We start from the raw sequence: 17381 nt of genomic DNA, 5'->3' as shown, positions 1-17381 counted from the left end.
TGGCGGGGCTATTTCGCCGACTGTCAGAGATCAGGCAGAGATCGGGACGGAGCGGAACCATGGACACGAAGGCAGACCTGATCCGGTACGACATCCGCCGCGACCGCTTCGGCTGGACGGTCTACGACGTCCGCACCGGTCAGACCGCCGTGATCGACGGCGTGCTGCAGGTCGGCCTCGACATGGACGAGGCGGATGCCATCGCGGATGCGCTGAGCGCGGATGCGCCGCTCCCGGGTGTCCCGGGCGCCGTCGCGGCGGCGCGCTGGCAGCTCGCGGCGGCGCCCGATGCGGCCCGATTTCGCCGCGCCTGAGACGCAATCCGACCCCACCGCGGACACCGGACGGGACAGGCCGGCCCCGCGCGGGAGCGACGCGGAGGGGACCCGACCGCCGCGCACCGGCTCCTTGTCCGGGCCCGCCGGACGGACGACCTGAGGCGGGCACATTCCGACACGGCCGGACGGACGACGCGCCCCGAGGGCGGCTCACTCCCGATGGGCGCGCAGATGCGCCACGAAATCCTGCGCGAAGGGAGGGAGCGCCTCGAGGTCGCGCACACAGATCGTCAGATCGCGCGCCGCCCAAGGGTCGTCGAGCCCGACGATCGCGATCGCCATGGTGCGGGCCGCCCGCCGGGCGGTGGTCTCCGGCACGATGCCGAGGCCGACCCGGCACTCCACCAGCCGGCAGACCGCGTCGAAGCCCCGCAGCTGCACCCGCAGGCGCAGCGGCTGGCCGATCCGCGCCGCCTTGGTGAGGAGGAAGCGGGTGAGGGCGCTGGCCCGGTCGAGCCCGACCACCTCGTGGCCGAGCACCTCCGCGAAGCCGACGGAGGCGCGGGAGGCCAGCGGATGGTCGGCCGCCACCACCAGCACGAAGCGGTCGCGCCGGAACGGATAGGTCTGGAGCGCGCCGGTCTCGACGGTTGCCGCCACGAGGCCGAGATCGGCCGCGCCCTCGGCCACCAGCCCGACGATCTCGTCGGAGAGCCGCTCCTCGATCTCGACGCTCACCCCCGGATGCTGCGTCAGATAGGCGGAGAGCACCTCGGGCAGGAATTCCGTCAGCGCATTGGTGTTCGAGAGGACGCGGATCTGCCCCGCGGCGCCGCCCGCGAAGGCGGCGAGGTCGGCCTGCAGGCGCTCCACCCCGCCGAGGATCGCGCGGGCATGGGACAGCAGGGTCCGCCCGGCCGGGGTCGGCGTGACCCCGTGCCGGGCGCGGGTGAGCAGCGCCGCGCCGAGGGAAGCCTCCATCGCCCGGATGCGATGGCTCGCGGCGGCGAGCGCGAGATTCGCCCGGTTCGCCCCATGGGTGATCGAGCCCGCCTCGACCACGTGACGGAACAGGCTGAGGTCGACGAGGTCGAAATGCATGGTGCGCGACCTGATTGGGCGGGAACCAGGCCGATCCTGCGCCGGCCACGAAGGGCGACGCCCGCGATCCCTGGTATACCAGAGGAGCGGCGCCGCTTCAGCCTTCGCGGCACGCGAAGCCTCAGTCAATGAGATTCGCATTGCGAACCGGACCATTTCCAAAGAAAGAGGGCAATAGCGGGTGGCGTGCGCCGGGTGCCGGGCTCAATCTCAGGCGCGTTGCCGGCCCGTGACGGAGCCGATAAGCACCTGAGTCGAGAGCCGGACCAGCCTCGGGCTTCTACGGAGGAAGGATCGCATCATGGCCGAAATCGTCAGGCCCGCCGTGGCCCGACCGCTGTCGCCCCACCTCCAGATCTACCGCTGGACCTGGACCATGGCGATGTCGGTGGCCCACCGACTCACCGGCATCGCGCTCTATGGCGGCACCGCGCTCGTGGCGATCTGGCTGGTCGCGCTCGCCTCCGGCAAGGCGGCCTACGATCCCGTGGCGTGGCTCTACGGCTCGATCCTCGGGCGCCTCGTGATCTTCGTCTATACCTGGATCCTGATGCACCACATGCTGGGCGGCATCCGGCACCTCGTGTGGGACTTCGGCTACGGCATGGAGCCCGGCACCCGCATCGCCATGGCGAAGTACACGCTCGTCGGCTCGGTCGTGCTCACGCTCGTGATCTGGGCCGTGGCCCTTCTGGCGCGCTGACAGGAGAGGCGTCATGGTCGACAACCGTCCCGAGGCCACCCGCACCATCCGCACCGCCTATGCCCGCGTCCAGGGGCTCGGCCCGGCCCATCACGGCACGAGCGAATGGTGGCTGCACCGCGTCACCGCGGTCTCCAACATCCCGCTCATCGTCTCCTTCGTGGTGATCGTGGCGCTCTGCGCCGGCCGCTCCTACGAGGACGCGGTGCGTCTCGTGTCGCACCCGCTCGTCGCGATCCTGCTCATCCTCGGCGTCCTCTCGGTGACGAATCACATGCGGATGGGCCTGCAGATCGTCATCGAGGATTACGTGCACGACAAGGGGCTGAAGATCGCGGCGGTGATCGCCAACACCTTCTACAGCGTCGTCGTGGCGGTCGCCTGCCTCTACGCCATCGTGCGGATCAGCCTGCGCGCCTTCGTCTGACGTCTTCTCATCCAGGGATCACGCCCATGGCCACCAACGGAAAAGCCGCGCCGGCCCAGACCGGCAAGGCGTACCCCATCGTCGATCACACCTTCGACGTCGTCGTCGTCGGCGCGGGCGGCGCGGGCCTTCGCGCCACGGTCGGCTGCAGCCAGGCCGGGCTTCGCACCGCCTGCATCACCAAGGTGTTCCCGACCCGCTCGCACACCGTGGCGGCGCAGGGCGGCATCTCGGCCTCCCTCGGCAATATGGGGCCGGACGACTGGCGCTGGCACATGTACGACACCGTGAAGGGGTCGGACTGGCTCGGCGACCAGGACGCGATCGAATACCTGGTGCGCAACGCGCCGGCCGCGGTCTACGAGCTCGAACATTGGGGCGTGCCCTTCTCGCGCACCGCCGAGGGCAAGATCTACCAGCGGCCCTTCGGCGGCATGACCACCGAATACGGCAAGGGCACGGCCCAGCGCACTTGCGCGGCCGCCGACCGCACCGGCCACGCCATGCTGCACACCCTCTACGGGCAGGCGGCCAAGAACAAGACCAACTTCTTCATCGAGTATTTCGCCCTCGACCTGATCATGGACGAGGAGGGGCGCTGCCGCGGCGTGATCGCCCTCGACCAGTCCACGGGCGAGATCCACCGCTTCCGCGCCGCCATGACCATCCTGGCGACGGGCGGCTACGGGCGCGCCTATTTCTCGGCGACCTCCGCCCATACCTGCACGGGCGACGGCAACGCCATGGTGCTGCGCGCCGGCCTTGCGCTCGAGGACATGGAATTCGTGCAGTTCCACCCGACCGGCATCTACGGGGCGGGCTGCCTGATCACCGAGGGCGCGCGCGGCGAGGGCGGCTACCTGACCAATTCCGAGGGCGAGCGCTTCATGGAGCGCTACGCGCCCTCGGCCAAGGACCTCGCCTCGCGCGACGTGGTCTCCCGCTCCATGACCATGGAGATCCGCGCCGGCCGCGGCGTCGGCAAGAACAAGGACCACATCTTCCTGCACCTCGACCACCTCGACCCCAAGATCCTGCACGAGCGCCTGCCCGGCATCTCGGAATCCGCCAAGATCTTCGCGGGCGTCGACGTGACCAGGGAGCCGATCCCGGTGCTGCCGACCGTGCATTACAACATGGGCGGCATCCCGACGAACTATCACGGCGAGGTGCTGACCCTGAAGGACGGCAACCCGGATTACGTGGTGCCGGGCCTGATGGCGATCGGCGAGGCGGCCTGCGTGTCGGTGCACGGCGCCAACCGGCTGGGCTCGAACTCGCTCATCGATCTCGTGGTGTTCGGCCGCGCCGCGGGCCTGCGCTGCGCCGAGGTCATCGAGGCGAATGGCCGCCAGCCCGACCTGCCGCGGGATTCCGCCGACAAGGCGCTCGCCCGCCTCGACCGCTTCCGCTACGCCAACGGCAGCAAGCCCACCGCGGAACTCCGCCTCGACATGCAGAAGACCATGCAGAACAACTGCGCGGTCTTCCGCACCGGCGAGGTGCTGGAGGAGGGCAAGCACCTCATCCACCAGGTCTGGTCGGGCATCGACGACATCCGCGTCACCGACCGCTCGATGGTGTGGAACACCGACCTCCTGGAGACGCTGGAATTCGACAACCTGATCGGCCAGGCGGTGGTGACCATGGAATCGGCGGTCAACCGCACGGAATCCCGCGGCGCGCATGCCCGCGAGGACTTCCCGGACCGCAACGACAAGGACTGGATGAAGCACACGCTCGCCTGGCTCGACAGTGAGGGCCGCAAGGTCACGATCGATTACCGGCCGGTCCACACCTACACGATGTCGAACGACATCGCGTATATCGAGCCGAAGGCGCGGGTCTACTGAGCGCCGTGCCGGACCAGGCTGGCGCTGGAACGCGCGGGAGGGCGCCATGCTGAAGCGGATGCGCCGGGCGAAGCCTGCGGTCTCGCCCGACTTCCTCCGGATCGGGGCGCCGCCCGCCCCGCCCGCCTCCTGGGAGGAGGTCGTGCGCGCGGGCTCGACCGGGTTCGATCCGGCCGCGGAGCACGCGCGGATGGATAACCCGATGCGCGACGCCTATTTCGCGCAAGGTGACCGCCTCGCCTCGAAGTGGACCCACTATCTCGACGCCTATGACCGTCATCTGTCGCGCTACCGGGGCAAGCCCGTCCGTCTTCTGGAGATCGGCGTCAATCACGGCGGCTCGCTCCAGGTCTGGCGGCGCTATCTCGGGCCGCAGGCGGTGATCCACGGCCTCGACATCGATCCGCGCTGCGCCGGCGTGGGCGATCCGGGCACGACCATCCATATCGGCAGCCAGACCGACCGGGCCCTGCTGCGGCGCATCGTGGAGGCGATGGGCGGGATCGACGTGGTGATCGACGACGGGAGCCATGTGAGCGCCCATCAGATCGCCACCTTCGAGACCCTCTACCCCCTGATGGCGCCGGACGGCGTCTACGCGGTCGAGGACGTCCACTGCTCCTACTGGCCGGCGGTCGGCGGCGGATTGCGGGCGCCCGGCGCCTTCATGGAATACGCCAAGGACCTGCTCGACCGGCTGCATGCCCGCTACGTGCTCGACCCCGACCCGGAGCCGCGCGATCCGGGCTTCGCCGACGTCACCGATTCCATCGCCTTCTACGACAGCCTCGTCGTGTTCGAGCGGCGCCCGAAGGGACCCGCCCGGGCAATTCCCGTCGGTCACCGCATGCTCGATTGAATCTTTCGGGAGCCTCTTTTCGTCATGGCCCAGTTCACCCTTCCCAAGAACTCGCAATACACCGAGGGCAAGACCTGGCCGAAGCCGGCCGGCGCCAAGAACCTGCAGGAGTTCCGGATCTACCGCTGGAACCAGGATGACGGCGCCAATCCGCGGATCGACACCTACTACGTCGACCGCGACGATTGCGGCCCGATGGTCCTCGACGCGCTCCTGTGGATCAAGAACAAGGTCGACCCGACCCTGACCTTCCGGCGCTCCTGCCGCGAGGGCATCTGCGGCTCCTGCGCCATGAACATCATGGGGCAGAACACGCTGGCCTGCACGCTCGGCATCGACGATTGCAAGTCGAGCCAGATCAAGATCTATCCGCTGCCGCACATGCCGGTGCTGAAGGATCTGGTGCCGGACCTGTCGAGCTTCTTCGCCCAGCATGCGGCGATCGAGCCCTGGCTGCAGACCGAGACCCCGGCCCCCGAGAAGGAATGGCGCCAGACGCCGGAGGACCGCGCCCGGCTCGACGGCCTCTACGAGTGCATCCTGTGCGCCTGCTGCACCACCTCCTGCCCGAGCTACTGGTGGAACGGCGACCGCTTCCTCGGCCCGGCGGCGCTGCTCCAGGCCTATCGCTGGCTGATCGACAGCCGCGACGAGCATACGGGCGAGCGGCTCGACATCCTGCACGACCCGTTCCGGCTCTACCGCTGCCACACCATCATGAACTGCGCCAATACCTGCCCGAAGGGCCTCAACCCGGCCAAGGCCATCGCCGAGATCAAGAAGATGATGGTGGCGCGGGAGGTGTGATCCCCCCTCGGGGGTATGCGCCCCCCTCGGGGGCGCCCCCTGATGCCTGCGGGTCACACCCGCTCGAAAAGGCGCCTCCGGGCGCCTTTGTCGTTTCCGCCGGCCCTGCCCGCGCCTTCGCGGGCGCGTATCTCGCGGCGAGCCGCTCTCCTGCCCGGGACCCCGTGATGCCGCGTCCGTATCTCCGCTCCGTCGCCGTTCTGGCACTCGCCGCAAGCCTCGGGGCCTGCGCCTCGTCGCGCTTCGACCAGCCGCGCGTCGCCGCACGGCAGGCGGCGCGCCCGGCCGCGCCGGACATCGAGCCCGATCTCGGTGCGCCGGGCCTCGCGGCGGGCCCCGTCACCTCGGCCCCGCTCGCGCCGCCCCCGGGCGCGAGCGCCGCGCCGGGCGAGGTCGCCGCCAATCCGGGCGGCCCGATCATCGCCGAGCCGAGCCCGCCGCCGGTGCAGCAGCAGGCCGCCGTGGCGCCGCCCCCGCCGCCGGTCTCGAGCGGCGGGCGCTCGGCGGTGGTCGGGGGGTGGACCGCCAAGGATGCGACCGGGGCGAGCTGCCGCCTGACCCTCGCCAGCACCCCGGCCCTCGACCTCTACAAGGCGACGTCGAGCGGCTGCGCCAACAAGGATCTCGCCCGGGTCACGGCCTGGGACTACCGGGACGGCGAAGTCTATCTGTACCAGCCGGGCGGCACCGTCGCGGCGCGCCTGCGCCCGGCGGGCGGGGCCATGGACGGCGCCCTGTCGAAATCCGGCGCGCCGCTCTCGCTGGTGCGGTGAGGCCGCGCGGGGCTTGGACTCGCCCCACGAGACGTGGCATGCGGTGCCGACATCCCGACACGCAGAATTGCGGGACCGCTGCGCCCGACCGCCTCGTCGCACTCCCCCTGGAGGCCCCATGACCACCCTCGCCGAAGAGGTCGCCCGCACGTTCGGCTCGCCCGCCGTGATGATCGACCTCGACCAAGTCGAGCGGAACATCGCCCGGCTCCAGGCGGCCTGCGACGCCGCCGGGCTCGCCAACCGCCCGCACATCAAGACCCACAAGAGCCCGGTGCTCGCACGGCTGCAGCAGGAGGCAGGCGCGCGCGGCCTGACCTGCCAGACCCTCGGCGAGGCCGAGGTGATGGCCGAGGCCGGCCTCTCGGACATCCTGATCAGCTACAACCTCGTCGGCCCGGAGAAGCTCGAACGCCTCGCCCGGCTGCTGCGGCGCATGCCGCTCACCGTGAGCGCGGACCATCCGGCGGTGGTGGAGGGCCTCGGCGAGGCCGCGGCGGCGGCGGAGCGGCCCCTCGACGTGGTGGTGGAATGCGACACGGGCCGGGCCCGCGCCGGCGTCGCGACGCCCGCAGAGGCGGTGGCGCTCGCCCGGATGATCGCCGGCACGCCCGCCCTGCGCTTCGCCGGGCTCCTCCTCTATCCGCCGGAGGACGGCGTTCAGGCGACGCAGGGCTTCCTCGACGCCGTCCAGGCGGGGCTTGCCGGGGAGGGACTTCAGGCCCGCATCGTCTCGACGGGCGGCACCCCGAACCTGAAGCATCTCGGGGCGATCCGGGGCGCCACCGAGCACCGGGCCGGCACCTTCATCTTCAACGATCGCATGATGATGGCCTGCGGCGCCGCGACCCTGGCGGATTGCGCCCTCGATGTGGTGGCGACGGTGGTGAGCCGGGCGACGCCGGAGCGGGGCGTCCTCGATGCGGGCTCGAAGACGCTCACGGCGGATCCAGGCGGCGGCCTCGACGGCTACGGGCTGATCCGCGAGGTGCCGCAGGCCCGCATCCACAAGCTCGCCGAGGAGCACGGCTTCCTCGACCTCGCGGCCTGCCCGGACGCGCTGCCCGTCGGCGCGGTAGTGCGCGTGGTGCCCAACCATGTCTGCGTCGTCGTCAACATGGTCGACCGGCTGGTGACCACCCGGGGCGGGCGCATCATCGGCGAGATCCCGGTCGCGGCCCGCGGCCTGACGGGCTGATCCGCGCGTCCGCGGCTCAAGGGCCGACCCGCGCTGCACGGCTCACGGGTTGACGCGCAGGCCCACCAGGACGGTGTCGGCGGCGTAGCTCGACCCGGCCGAGGTGCTGTGCAGGTTCTCGTGCGCGTAGCTCACCCGGATGCCGAGCCAGCGGTTGAGCCGGTAATCGATCTTGAGGCCGGCGAGGTAGCCGTCCTCGCGGATGCCCACGCCCTGATAGTCGTTGCTGTAGAGCGTGCCGATCAGCGTCAGGCGCAGGTTGCGCCGCAGGTCGTGGATGAGCTCGGCACCGATGGCTTGCGTCAGCACGCCGCTCGCATTCGGCACCACGGTCTCGATCACGCCGGTGCTGGCGGTGAGGCGCAGGGTAGTGAGTGGCGTCGCCGCCCAGGCGAGCGCGCCGTCGAAGACCGGACCCGTGACGTCGCGCAGCCGGCTGTCCGCGTAGCTGCGGCGCAGATACCCGCCCGACACCTCGCCGGTGAGGATCCGGCTCAGCTCGAAGGTGCTGCCGGCCCGGAGCGTCAGCCCGTCCGAGTTGCGGCGGTAGCCGGAGAAGTCCACCGCATAGTCGTGGATGCGGGTATCGACGAGCACGTCCACGAAGGGCGTGAAGCCGGGCCGGATCTCGTAGCCCGTGCGCAGGCGCAGGCCGTAGGTATTGGCGTTGCGGTCGGCCTGGCGCTGGACGCCGCCATTGGCGAGTTGCGCGTCGTCGTAGGTCTCGCGGGCGACGACGCCGCGCAGCGCCACCTGCAGGCGGTTGAAGTCCTGCACCACGCCGACCGAGCCGCCATAGGCGGCCACGATCGGGCGCTCGCGCAGCTGCGCGTTCAGGTCCGGGCTGCCCGCGCGCTGGGTCGTGATCGCGTAGCGGCCCTCGACCTCGAACCGGGTGTCGCGGGACGCGTCGAGGCGCAAAAGGAAGGCCCCGTCGCCGTCGGGACGGCTGGCGGCCCGGTTGTCCGGATAGTCGCTGTAGCCGCCGCGCAGCGCGCCGGTGAGCGAATGGGCCGACCAGTCGCTCTGGAATCCGAGTTCGCCGTCGGTGCGCAGGGCGAGCGATCCCTTGCCCCGCGCGGTGCGGTCCGGATTGGTGTCGTAGCCGATGCTCTGCTGAAGGGCAGGGAAGAGCGTGAGGCCGCCGACCCTCAGGCCGAGGGGCGCGTAGGGATCGGTCGGGTCGATCGGGCGCCGACGCAGCAGCGGCCCGGCGAGGACCGGGTCGGGCAGGACGGTCACGGGCTCCTGCACGGCCGGGCGCAGGCGCGCATCGGGGACCGGCAACTGGGTCGCCTGCCGGATGCTCGCTGCCGTCGGCGGCCGGGAGCGTCGGCGCGGCGGGGTGCGGGACCGCTCACCCGCGCCGGCCCCGCGGATGCCCGCTGCCCGCAGGGTCGGATCCGAGGAGCCCCGCAGGCCTGCAGCGCCCGGCGGCGCGGGCCGGCCGCCGGTGGACCCGTCACGGTCGAGGGAAGTCCCCAGCCCGGGATCGGATCCGAGGCTCGGCAGGGTCTGGGCGGAAGCGGCCCCCGAAAGCAGGGCGAGCGCCGCGAGCGCGAGCCCGGAGGCGCCCCGGCGCCGCGCCGCGCCCCGCCGCAACCTGACCCTCGGCCGCTCTGCCACCACCGGCCGCTCCGCCTGCACCGGACCTGCCGCCAGCAGGGCACCGGACCATCATGGTTAAGAGCGCTACAATCGGCATGGTTAAGGGCACGTAACTGACGCTTCGGCAGGATCAGCCGCCGAGCTCCGCGAGATCCGGCGCGCCGCGGCCGAAGCGCCACCACAGCCACGCCGAGGCGCCGACCACGACTCCCGAGAGCGCCAGGGAGAGAGCGAGCGCCGCCGTCTCGCCGAAGCGCTCGATCACCGCCGCGAAGGCGAGCGGGGCGAGGGCCGAGACGACGAAGCTCGGGGCGAGCAGGCGCCCGACCAGAGTCCCGTAGGCCTGCGGCGCGAACAGGACGAGCGGCACCGTCCCGCGGACGATGGTGAGCAGCCCGTTCCCGGCCCCGTAGAGGAGCGCGAAGGCCAGCGCCGCGGCGGTGGCGGCCCCGCTCGCGAAACCCGCCGCGAAGCCCGCGGGCAGGAGCAGCGCCGCGGCGAGCCCGAGGGCAAGCGGGCTGAGGTGCCGCCCGAACAGCACCTCGCCGAGGCGCGAGCCGGTCTGGCCGATGCCCCGCACGGTGCCGATCCAGACCGCCGCGGCGGGGCCGATCCCGAGCCCGATCAGGATCGGGATCATGTGGGCGGACATGGCTGCGTTGAGGACGCTCGCGAGGGCCGCGGTGAGGGCGTAGAGCCGTCCGGCGAGACGCGCCTCGGCCGGCGTGCGCGCGAGCGGCGGCCTGGCGCACACCCGTTCGCCGGAGGTCTCCGCCGCGTGGCGCCGGTCCGGGATGGCGAGGTGGAGCGGCAGGGTCGCGACCGCCAGCCCCGCATAGGCGAGGAGCGCCATGCGCCAGCCATACGCCTCGGCGAGCGCATGGCCGACCGGCCAGAGCACGCTCGAGGCCAGCCCGCCGAACAGCGTCACCTGGGCGATCGGCCCGCGGGCCTCCGGGCCGCCGATGCGCGCCAGCGCGGCGAAGGCCGCCTCGTAGAGCGTCATGCGCATGCCGAGCCCGAGCACCAGCCAGGACAGGCCGTAGCCCGCGAGGCCGCGGCAGGACGCGAGCCCGACGAGCCCGGCCGCCACCACGAGGGAGCCGAGGCTCATCACCGCCCGGCCGCCCCGCGCGTCGATGGCGCGCCCGACCGCCGGAGAGGCGAAGCCCATGGCGAGGAGGCCGACCGAGAACCCGCCATAGGTCAGGCTCGGGGAGATCCCGAGATCGGCCCCGATCTCAGGGCCGAACACGCCGACGAGGTAGTAGCTGATGCCCCAGAGCACGAGCTGCGAGAGGCCGAGCCGCAGCACGAGGCCGGCGCGGATCACCGCGGATCCGGCGGCACCGCGTCGCCTTGCCCCAGCGCCCGCTGCATCAGCACCGTGTCGAGCCATTGTCCGTGCTTCCATCCGACCGCGCGCAGCACGCCCACCTGGGCGAAGCCCAGAGCCGCATGCAGGCGGATCGAGGCGGTGTTCGCCGAATCCCCGATCACCGCGACCATCTGGCGGAAGCCCCGCTCGGTTGCGGCCGCGATCAGATCGCCGAGCAGGCGCCGGCCGATGCCCTGCCCGTGCCGGGCCGGATCGACATAGACCGAGTTCTCGACCGTGCTCCGGTAGGCCGGCCGCGCCCGGTAGGGCCCCGCATAGGCATAGCCGAGCAGGGTCTCGCCCCGCATGGCCGCGAGGAAGGGGAAGCCCGCGCCGACGAGGCCCGCGTGGCGGCGCAGCATCTCGGGGATGTCCGGCGGATCGAGCTCGAACGAGGCGCGGCCGGTCAGGACCGCCTGGGCGTAGATCGCCTGCACGGCCGGAATGTCCTCCGGTCCGCAGGGCCGCACGATCATCGCCCCATCCGGAATCGCCGCCATGCCGGGCCGCCTCCCTGTCCGGCTCTGCTTGTGGCACGGCTTCGGGCTTGAGCGCATCGCGGATCGATGCATGGCGGCCGTAAGCCGGATGCAGGGGGCGGGATGCACCCGCCGCCCTATCTTCCCCGTGACCCGCTCCCAGCCGCCAGGTGCCGATGTCGTCGCTCGCCCCCGCCCCGACCCGCCCCGATGAGGGCATCATCGAGACCGATGTCTCGGCCCGCCTCGACCGGCTGCCCTGGGGGCGGTTCCACACCCTGGTGGTGCTGGCGCTCGGCATCACCTGGATCCTCGACGGGCTGGAAGTCACGCTGGCGGGGGCGCTCGCGGGGGCGCTCCGCGAGAGCCCGACCCTGCGCTTCACCAATGCGGAGATCGGGCTCGCCACTTCGAGCTATCTCGCCGGGGCGGTGCTGGGGGCGATCTGGTTCGGCTGGCTCACCGACCGGCTCGGGCGCAAGAAGCTGTTCTTCGTCACGCTCGCCGTCTACCTCGCGGCCACCGCCGCCACCGGCTTCTCCTGGAATCTGTGGAGCTTCTGCCTGTTCCGGTTCCTCACCGGGGCCGGAATCGGCGGCGAGTACACGGCGATCAACTCGACGATCCAGGAGCTGATCCCGGCCCGCGCCCGCGGCTGGACCGACCTCGTCATCAACGGCTCGTTCTGGCTCGGCGCGGTGCTGGGCGCGGGTGCCTCGCTCATCGTGCTCGATCCTGCCCTGTTCGGCCCCGACCACGGCTGGCGCGCGGCCTTCCTGCTCGGCGCGTTCCTCGGCCTCGTCATCCTCCTCCTGCGCACCTGGATCCCCGAGAGCCCGCGCTGGCTGATGACCCACGGCCGCGCCGGGGAGGCCGAAGCCGTGGTGGCAGGGATCGAGGAGCGGTTCCGGCGCGAGGGGCACATCCTCTCCCGAGGCCCGTTCCGGATGGCGCGCCTGCGCCAGCGCCGCCACACCCCGCTCGCCGAGGTGTTTTCGACGCTCGCCCGCTACCGGCAGCGCGCCCTCGTCGGGCTCTCCCTGATGGCGGCCCAGGCCTTCTTCTACAACGCGATCTTCTTCACCTACGGGCTGATCCTGATCGATTTCTACAAGGTGCCGGCGGGGGCGATCGGCTGGTACATCCTGCCCTTCGCGGCCGGCAACTTCTTCGGCCCGGTGGTGCTCGGGCGCCTGTTCGACACGCTCGGCCGCAAGCCGATGATCGCGCTGACCTACGGGATCTCGGGGCTGCTCTTGGCCCTGAGCGGGCTGCTGTTCCAGCAGCAAGTGCTGACCGCCACGACGCTCACGCTGAGCTGGATGACGGTATTCTTCTTCGCCTCCGCGGCGGCGAGCTCGGCCTACCTGACGGTGAGCGAAGTCTTCCCGCTGGAGATCCGGGCGCTCGCGATCGCGGTGTTCTACGCGATCGGCACGGGGATCGGGGCGGCGGGGCCGGCCCTGTTCGGGCTCCTGATCGAGGGGCAGTCCCGCGAGGCGATCCTCGGCGGCTATCTGGTCGCCTCCGGCTTGATGATCGCGGCCGGGATCGTGGCGGGAATCTGGGGCGTCGCGGCCGAGCGGCGCGCGCTGGAGGAGGTCGCCACGCCGCTCGCCGCGGCGGAGTGATCCGGCGGGGCGATCAGCGCAGCAGCGCCCGCATGCCCTCCCACAGGTCGGCCACGACCTCGCCCGCGGGCTCGGCCCGGGCGAAACCGGCGGCCTGACCGGCCCAGGCCTGCATCCGCTCCACATCGCCTGCGCGGGTCGCGGCGTCGCGCATCGCCTGCGTCAGGCCGCGCTGGACGGGGTAGGGTGCTGGGGGAGGCGCCTCGGGCGCCGTCGCCGCCGCCACATAGGCGGTTGCGAGGCTGCGCCCCGCCCGGCCGCTGAACACCCGGGCGACCCGCGTATCCTCGGGCCGCGCCCGGCCGAGCGCCGCCGCCCAGGCGGGGGCGAGCTTCGCCTCCGGGCAGCGCAGGAACCCGGTGCCGATCTGGACCGCGCTCGCGCCGAGGAGAAGGGCGGCGGCCGCGCCCCGCGCCTCCGCGATGCCGCCCGTCGCGACGACCGGAATCCGCACCGCATCCACCACCGCCGGCACCAGCGCCAGGGTGCCGACCATCTCGGCCTCGGCTCGTCCCGCATCGAAACAGCCGCGATGGCCGCCGGCCTCCGCGCCCTGGGCCACGACCGCATCCGCGCCGGCCGCCTCGGCGGCGAGGGCTTCTGCCACCGTCGAGACATTCGCCCACCAGGCGATGCCGCGCGCCTTCAGCCGCTCGACGAAGGCGGGCGGGTAGAGCCCCATGACCGAGGAGACGATCGGCGGCGCCGCTTCGAGGAGGGCCTCGCACTGGGCCGAGAAGTCCGGCGGCGTCGCGTCGCCGGCCTCCGGCGGCACCGCCGGACCGAAAGTCCCGAGGAAGGTCCTGAGGCGCGCCTCGTGGTCCGGGTCGCGCACGGGCGCCGGATCGGGGATCCAGAGGTTGAGCTGGAACGGCCCGGCGCTCCCCGCCCGCATCTCGGCGGCCCAGGCGAGGATCGCGGGCGGAGGCATGAGCAGCGCGCCGCAGGCCCCGAGCCCGCCGGCCTCGGCCACCGCGATCGACAGGGAGGGCGGGCAGGCGCCGGCCATCGGCGCGAGCAGGATCGGGAGGCGCAGGCCGTAGCGCGTGCAGAAAGCCTCGGCGCGGGCGAGGGCAGGGTGCAGGTCGGACATGGGGGGATTTGAACTCCCGCCGCAGCGCGACCGCAAGCGGGAACTTACAGGTCGGGCAGGCTCGCCGACGAAGGCCCTCGGGGACGAAGGCCCTCGGGAGAGCCGTACGGCAGGGGATGACGTGGCTCGGAGCAACCTGGCAGGCCCACCGCTCCTCATGCTGAGGTGCGAGGTGGGCGCCAGAGCCGGCCCCAGGGCAGCCGCCCGACACCGCCGCCATCCGGGGAGGTCCGACCGCCGGCCCTCCCGCATTGACTTCGCACCCGCACACCGCCATATCGCACCTGCAGCGTCAGCGGCCTCTCCGGCCCGCGTGAGGGGGCTGCGTGACGGATTGGCCCGCTTTCCCGCGCGGCAGGCCCGGCCCCTCTCTTCGATCGCTTGACCCCTCCGGGCAGCCCCATCACGCGGGCGGCCCTCCCCAGAACGACGGATCGCGATCGCGGTGCTGCGCGCACCCGTCCGGGCGATCCCGCTGCTTCCCGAGAGACAGATTCACCTTGACCCAGTTCGTTGATTTCGGCCTCGCGGCGCCGATCATGAAGGCGCTCGCCGAGACCGGCTACGTCACGCCGACCCCGATCCAGGCGCAGGCGGTGCCGCCCGCCATGACCGGCCGCGATCTCTGCGGCATCGCCCAGACCGGCACCGGCAAGACCGCCGCCTTCGCGCTGCCGATCCTGCACCGCCTCGCCAGCGAGACCCCGGCCAAGCGCGCCCCGCGCCGCGGCTGCCGGGTCCTCGTCCTCTCGCCGACCCGCGAGCTCGCCAGCCAGATCGCCGACAGTTTTCGCGATTACGGCAAGTTCCTGCCCTTCAGCACCACCGTGGTGTTCGGCGGCGTCACCATCGGCCGCCAGGAGCGGGCGCTGGCGAACGGCATCGACGTCCTGGTCGCGACCCCGGGCCGGCTCCTCGACCTCGTCGACCGCCGGTCGCTGAGCCTCGACTCCGTCGAGTACCTCGTCCTCGACGAGGCCGACCAGATGCTCGACCTCGGCTTCATCCACGCGCTCAAGCGCATCGTCACCCTGCTGCCGAAGGCGCGCCAGAGCCTGTTCTTCTCGGCCACCATGCCGAAGAACATCGCGACCCTCGCGGCGCAGTACCTGCGCGACCCGGTCCAGGTGGCGGTGACGCCCGTCGCCACCACGGCCGAGCGCGTCGAGCAGCGGGTCATCCACGTCTCGACCGGCGCCAAGCAGGCGCTGCTCGGCACGATCCTGCGCGACGAATCGATCGACCGGGTGCTGGTCTTCACCCGCACCAAGCACGGCGCCGACCGCGTCGTGCGAGGTCTGGAGAAGGTCGGCATCGGCTCGGCGGCGATCCACGGCAACAAGTCCCAGCCCCAGCGCGAGCGGGCGCTCGCCGCCTTCCGGGCCGGGACCTGCCGGGTGCTCGTCGCCACCGACATCGCCGCCCGCGGCATCGACGTCGAGGGCGTCACCCATGTGGTGAATTTCGACCTGCCGAACGTGCCGGAGGCCTATGTCCACCGCATCGGCCGCACGGCCCGCGCAGGCGCGGACGGGCTCGCCATCTCGTTCTGCAACGAGGAGGAGCGCGCGTATCTCCGCGACATCGAGCGCCTGACCCGCCAGAAGGTGCCCGAGATGGCGATCCCCGTGGGCTTCGTGCCCCCGAGCCGCCAGGAGGCCGCCGAGGCGGTAGCGGAGGCCGAGCGCGACCGGCGCCAGCCCGGGCCGCGGGGCCAGCGCCCCGGCCGGTCGCACGGCGCGCGTCCGCAGGGCGGGCCCGGCGGTCGCCCGCAGGGCGGGCGCCAGCATGGCCAGGGCGGACGCCCCGGCGAGGGACGGCCCCGCGACGGCGGCCGCCCGGCCCAGGAGGCGCGTCCCGGCCGTCCGGCGCAGGATGGGCGCCCGGCGGCGCACCGGGCCGAGGGCCCGAAGGGCCATGGCCGGCCGCAGGGGCAGCCGCACCGCGACCGCGGCCGGGCCCCCGCCCAAGGCGGCCAGGACGGCCGCGCCATCGGCTGGCTCGACCGCGCGCCGCGCTAAGGCGCAGCACCGGTCCGGGCCATCACCCCCGGCATTGCAACGAGCGGCCCGCGCCTCACAGGCTGAGTGCGGGCCGCTCCCGTTTTGGGGTCGAGGCAAGTCTTATCGAGGCAAGTCTTATCGAAACAAGTCTTGCGGCGGCGCCGGTTCCTGGCGCGACCCGCATTGCCGCGCTTTCGGAAGCCCCCATCTCTCCGGGCGGATCATCCATCACAGGAGGGCACGATGCGCTTCGAACTGTTCCGGGACGCGGGCGGGCACTGGCGCTGGCGGCTGCGGGCCACGAACGGCGAGGTGATCGCCGATTCGGCGGAGGGCTACATCCGCCGCGAGGATTGCGAGCACGGCATCGCCCTCGTGAAGGGGGCGGCACAGGCACCCGTCATCGACATGACGTTGAAGATCGCCTGAGGCGCAGTGAACCGAAGCCCGCCTCGCGCGTTGTGGGCACTCGCGCTCCCCTGGAGCGCGTCACCCCTCACGCAGGAGTTCTCCCACGTGCTGAAGACCGTGATCCTGGCCGCCGGCCTGGTGCTGGGCGGTGCCGCTCTCGCGCCGCAAGCCGCGACCGCCGCGCCCCTCTCCGCTCCCGCAGCCGCGCCGGGTCCCACCGCCTGGGCGCAGTACGGCTACTATCGCCGGCACCACCACCATTGGGGCCGCCCCTACGGCTATCGCCGCTTCGGGCCGCCCTACGGCCGCGCCTACGGGTACCGCCGCCATCATCACGGCTTCTACGGCCATCCCCACCGCCGCGGCTTCTACCGCTACTGAGCCGTTCCCGGGGCCGGCGCCGCGCCGGCCCTTCCCGGTGGCCTTCGCCCCATTCGTGGCTGCGCCGGAGCGGCCTGCCGCATTCCCGCCCCACTGATGGCCATGGTTGGACGAGCTCGGCCGTTCCGGCGGCCGCGCCTCGACCAATCAAGGGGAAACCGGAATGCCGTACAGCATCGCGGAACGTCGCCGTCGCATCGAAGCTCAGCTTCAGGACTACGAACGGGCGCTCGCCGAGATCCGCAGCTCCGCCGGCCAGGGCGCCAACAGCCGCGCCCTGCAGCTCCAGCACGCCCGCCTGATCGCCCAGGCGCGCAGCGAACTGGCGTCCCTCGACGCCGCGCAGGCCCAGAACTAAGGCGCAGTCACCCCGGCCCCGCGGGGGATGAGGTTCGCGG

The 17381-nt window shown here is 72.3% G+C and carries 18 protein-coding genes; 13 read left to right on the top strand and 5 right to left on the bottom strand.

All coding sequences use genetic code 11. From position 1 onward, the window contains the following. Nucleotides 1-59: 59 nt before the first annotated feature. Entirely contained in the window at nucleotides 60-314 is a 255-nt protein-coding gene (locus MNOD_RS34285; RefSeq protein WP_015933549.1) for a hypothetical protein, read from the top strand. Nucleotides 315-488: 174 nt separating this feature from the next. Here MNOD_RS34285 and MNOD_RS34280 read toward each other — a convergent pair whose 3' ends face one another. Next, on the bottom strand, nucleotides 489-1379 hold the full coding sequence (locus MNOD_RS34280; protein WP_015933548.1) for a LysR family transcriptional regulator: 891 nt from the start codon (nucleotides 1377-1379) through the stop codon (nucleotides 489-491). Nucleotides 1380-1680: 301 nt separating this feature from the next. On the opposite strand from MNOD_RS34280, the gene sdhC reads away from it, so the two are divergent. The 7 genes from sdhC (at nucleotide 1681) to MNOD_RS34245 (ending at nucleotide 7999) form a co-directional block, all read left to right on the top strand. Then, nucleotides 1681-2082 (top strand): succinate dehydrogenase, cytochrome b556 subunit, encoded by a 402-nt coding sequence (gene sdhC, locus MNOD_RS34275; protein WP_015933547.1) that lies wholly within the window; start codon nucleotides 1681-1683, stop codon nucleotides 2080-2082. A gap of 13 nt (nucleotides 2083-2095) precedes the next feature. Continuing rightward, nucleotides 2096-2509, top strand: a complete 414-nt coding sequence (gene sdhD, locus MNOD_RS34270) for a succinate dehydrogenase, hydrophobic membrane anchor protein (RefSeq protein ID WP_015933546.1) — start codon at nucleotides 2096-2098, stop codon at nucleotides 2507-2509. A 26-nt stretch (nucleotides 2510-2535) separates the two neighbouring features. Then, nucleotides 2536-4362, top strand: a complete 1827-nt coding sequence (gene sdhA, locus MNOD_RS34265) for a succinate dehydrogenase flavoprotein subunit (protein ID WP_015933545.1) — start codon at nucleotides 2536-2538, stop codon at nucleotides 4360-4362. Between the two features lie 46 nt (nucleotides 4363-4408). Next, on the top strand, nucleotides 4409-5221 hold the full coding sequence (locus MNOD_RS34260; RefSeq protein WP_015933544.1) for a class I SAM-dependent methyltransferase: 813 nt from the start codon (nucleotides 4409-4411) through the stop codon (nucleotides 5219-5221). A gap of 24 nt (nucleotides 5222-5245) precedes the next feature. After that, on the top strand, nucleotides 5246-6028 hold the full coding sequence (locus tag MNOD_RS34255) for a succinate dehydrogenase iron-sulfur subunit (protein WP_015933543.1): 783 nt from the start codon (nucleotides 5246-5248) through the stop codon (nucleotides 6026-6028). A gap of 167 nt (nucleotides 6029-6195) precedes the next feature. Continuing rightward, nucleotides 6196-6801 (top strand): AprI/Inh family metalloprotease inhibitor, encoded by a 606-nt coding sequence (locus MNOD_RS34250; protein ID WP_015933542.1) that lies wholly within the window; start codon nucleotides 6196-6198, stop codon nucleotides 6799-6801. A gap of 118 nt (nucleotides 6802-6919) precedes the next feature. Then, nucleotides 6920-7999 (top strand): D-TA family PLP-dependent enzyme, encoded by a 1080-nt coding sequence (locus MNOD_RS34245; RefSeq protein ID WP_015933541.1) that lies wholly within the window; start codon nucleotides 6920-6922, stop codon nucleotides 7997-7999. Between the two features lie 42 nt (nucleotides 8000-8041). Here MNOD_RS34245 and MNOD_RS34240 read toward each other — a convergent pair whose 3' ends face one another. The 3 genes from MNOD_RS34240 to MNOD_RS34230 form a co-directional block, all read right to left on the bottom strand. Next, a complete protein-coding gene (locus tag MNOD_RS34240) occupies nucleotides 8042-9625 on the bottom strand; it encodes an outer membrane beta-barrel protein (RefSeq protein WP_244424615.1) in 1584 nt (527 codons plus the stop codon). Nucleotides 9626-9737: 112 nt separating this feature from the next. After that, entirely contained in the window at nucleotides 9738-10940 is a 1203-nt protein-coding gene (locus MNOD_RS34235; protein WP_015933539.1) for an MFS transporter, read from the bottom strand. Further along, a complete protein-coding gene (locus MNOD_RS34230; RefSeq protein ID WP_015933538.1) occupies nucleotides 10937-11485 on the bottom strand; it encodes a GNAT family N-acetyltransferase in 549 nt (182 codons plus the stop codon). The genes MNOD_RS34235 and MNOD_RS34230 overlap by 4 nt, the downstream gene beginning before the upstream one ends. A 155-nt stretch (nucleotides 11486-11640) precedes the next feature. Between MNOD_RS34230 and MNOD_RS34225 the strand changes: the two genes are divergently transcribed. Beyond that, the gene (locus tag MNOD_RS34225) at nucleotides 11641-13095 is read left to right on the top strand and encodes an MFS transporter (RefSeq protein WP_015933537.1); all 1455 of its coding nucleotides are present in this window, start codon (nucleotides 11641-11643) and stop codon (nucleotides 13093-13095) included. A 13-nt stretch (nucleotides 13096-13108) separates the two neighbouring features. On the opposite strand, the gene MNOD_RS34220 is transcribed toward MNOD_RS34225, so the two are convergent. After that, nucleotides 13109-14188, bottom strand: a complete 1080-nt coding sequence (locus MNOD_RS34220) for an NAD(P)H-dependent flavin oxidoreductase (RefSeq protein ID WP_015933536.1) — start codon at nucleotides 14186-14188, stop codon at nucleotides 13109-13111. Nucleotides 14189-14688: 500 nt separating this feature from the next. Here MNOD_RS34220 and MNOD_RS34215 point away from each other — a divergent pair, with 500 nt between their 5' ends. The 4 genes from MNOD_RS34215 to MNOD_RS34200 all read left to right on the top strand — a co-directional run bounded on the left by MNOD_RS34215 (nucleotide 14689) and on the right by MNOD_RS34200 (nucleotide 17341). Continuing rightward, on the top strand, nucleotides 14689-16209 hold the full coding sequence (locus MNOD_RS34215) for a DEAD/DEAH box helicase (protein WP_015933535.1): 1521 nt from the start codon (nucleotides 14689-14691) through the stop codon (nucleotides 16207-16209). A gap of 225 nt (nucleotides 16210-16434) precedes the next feature. After that, the gene (locus tag MNOD_RS34210; RefSeq protein WP_015933534.1) at nucleotides 16435-16620 is read left to right on the top strand and encodes a YegP family protein; all 186 of its coding nucleotides are present in this window, start codon (nucleotides 16435-16437) and stop codon (nucleotides 16618-16620) included. Between the two features lie 87 nt (nucleotides 16621-16707). Then, nucleotides 16708-16983: a hypothetical protein gene (locus MNOD_RS34205; RefSeq protein WP_015933533.1), complete on the top strand. Its 276-nt coding sequence runs from the start codon at nucleotides 16708-16710 to the stop codon at nucleotides 16981-16983. Nucleotides 16984-17089: 106 nt separating this feature from the next. Then, nucleotides 17090-17341 carry a hypothetical protein gene (locus MNOD_RS34200; RefSeq protein ID WP_157091622.1) on the top strand — a complete coding sequence of 84 codons (252 nt, stop codon included), beginning with the start codon at nucleotides 17090-17092 and terminating at the stop codon, nucleotides 17339-17341. Nucleotides 17342-17381 lie beyond the last annotated feature (40 nt).

Source organism: Methylobacterium nodulans ORS 2060 (genome assembly GCF_000022085.1).
In the GTDB taxonomy this organism is placed as follows: domain Bacteria; phylum Pseudomonadota; class Alphaproteobacteria; order Rhizobiales; family Beijerinckiaceae; genus Methylobacterium; species Methylobacterium nodulans.
The sequence above is the reverse complement of the archived record's forward strand: the minus strand, read 5'-3'. Positions and strand labels throughout refer to the sequence as shown.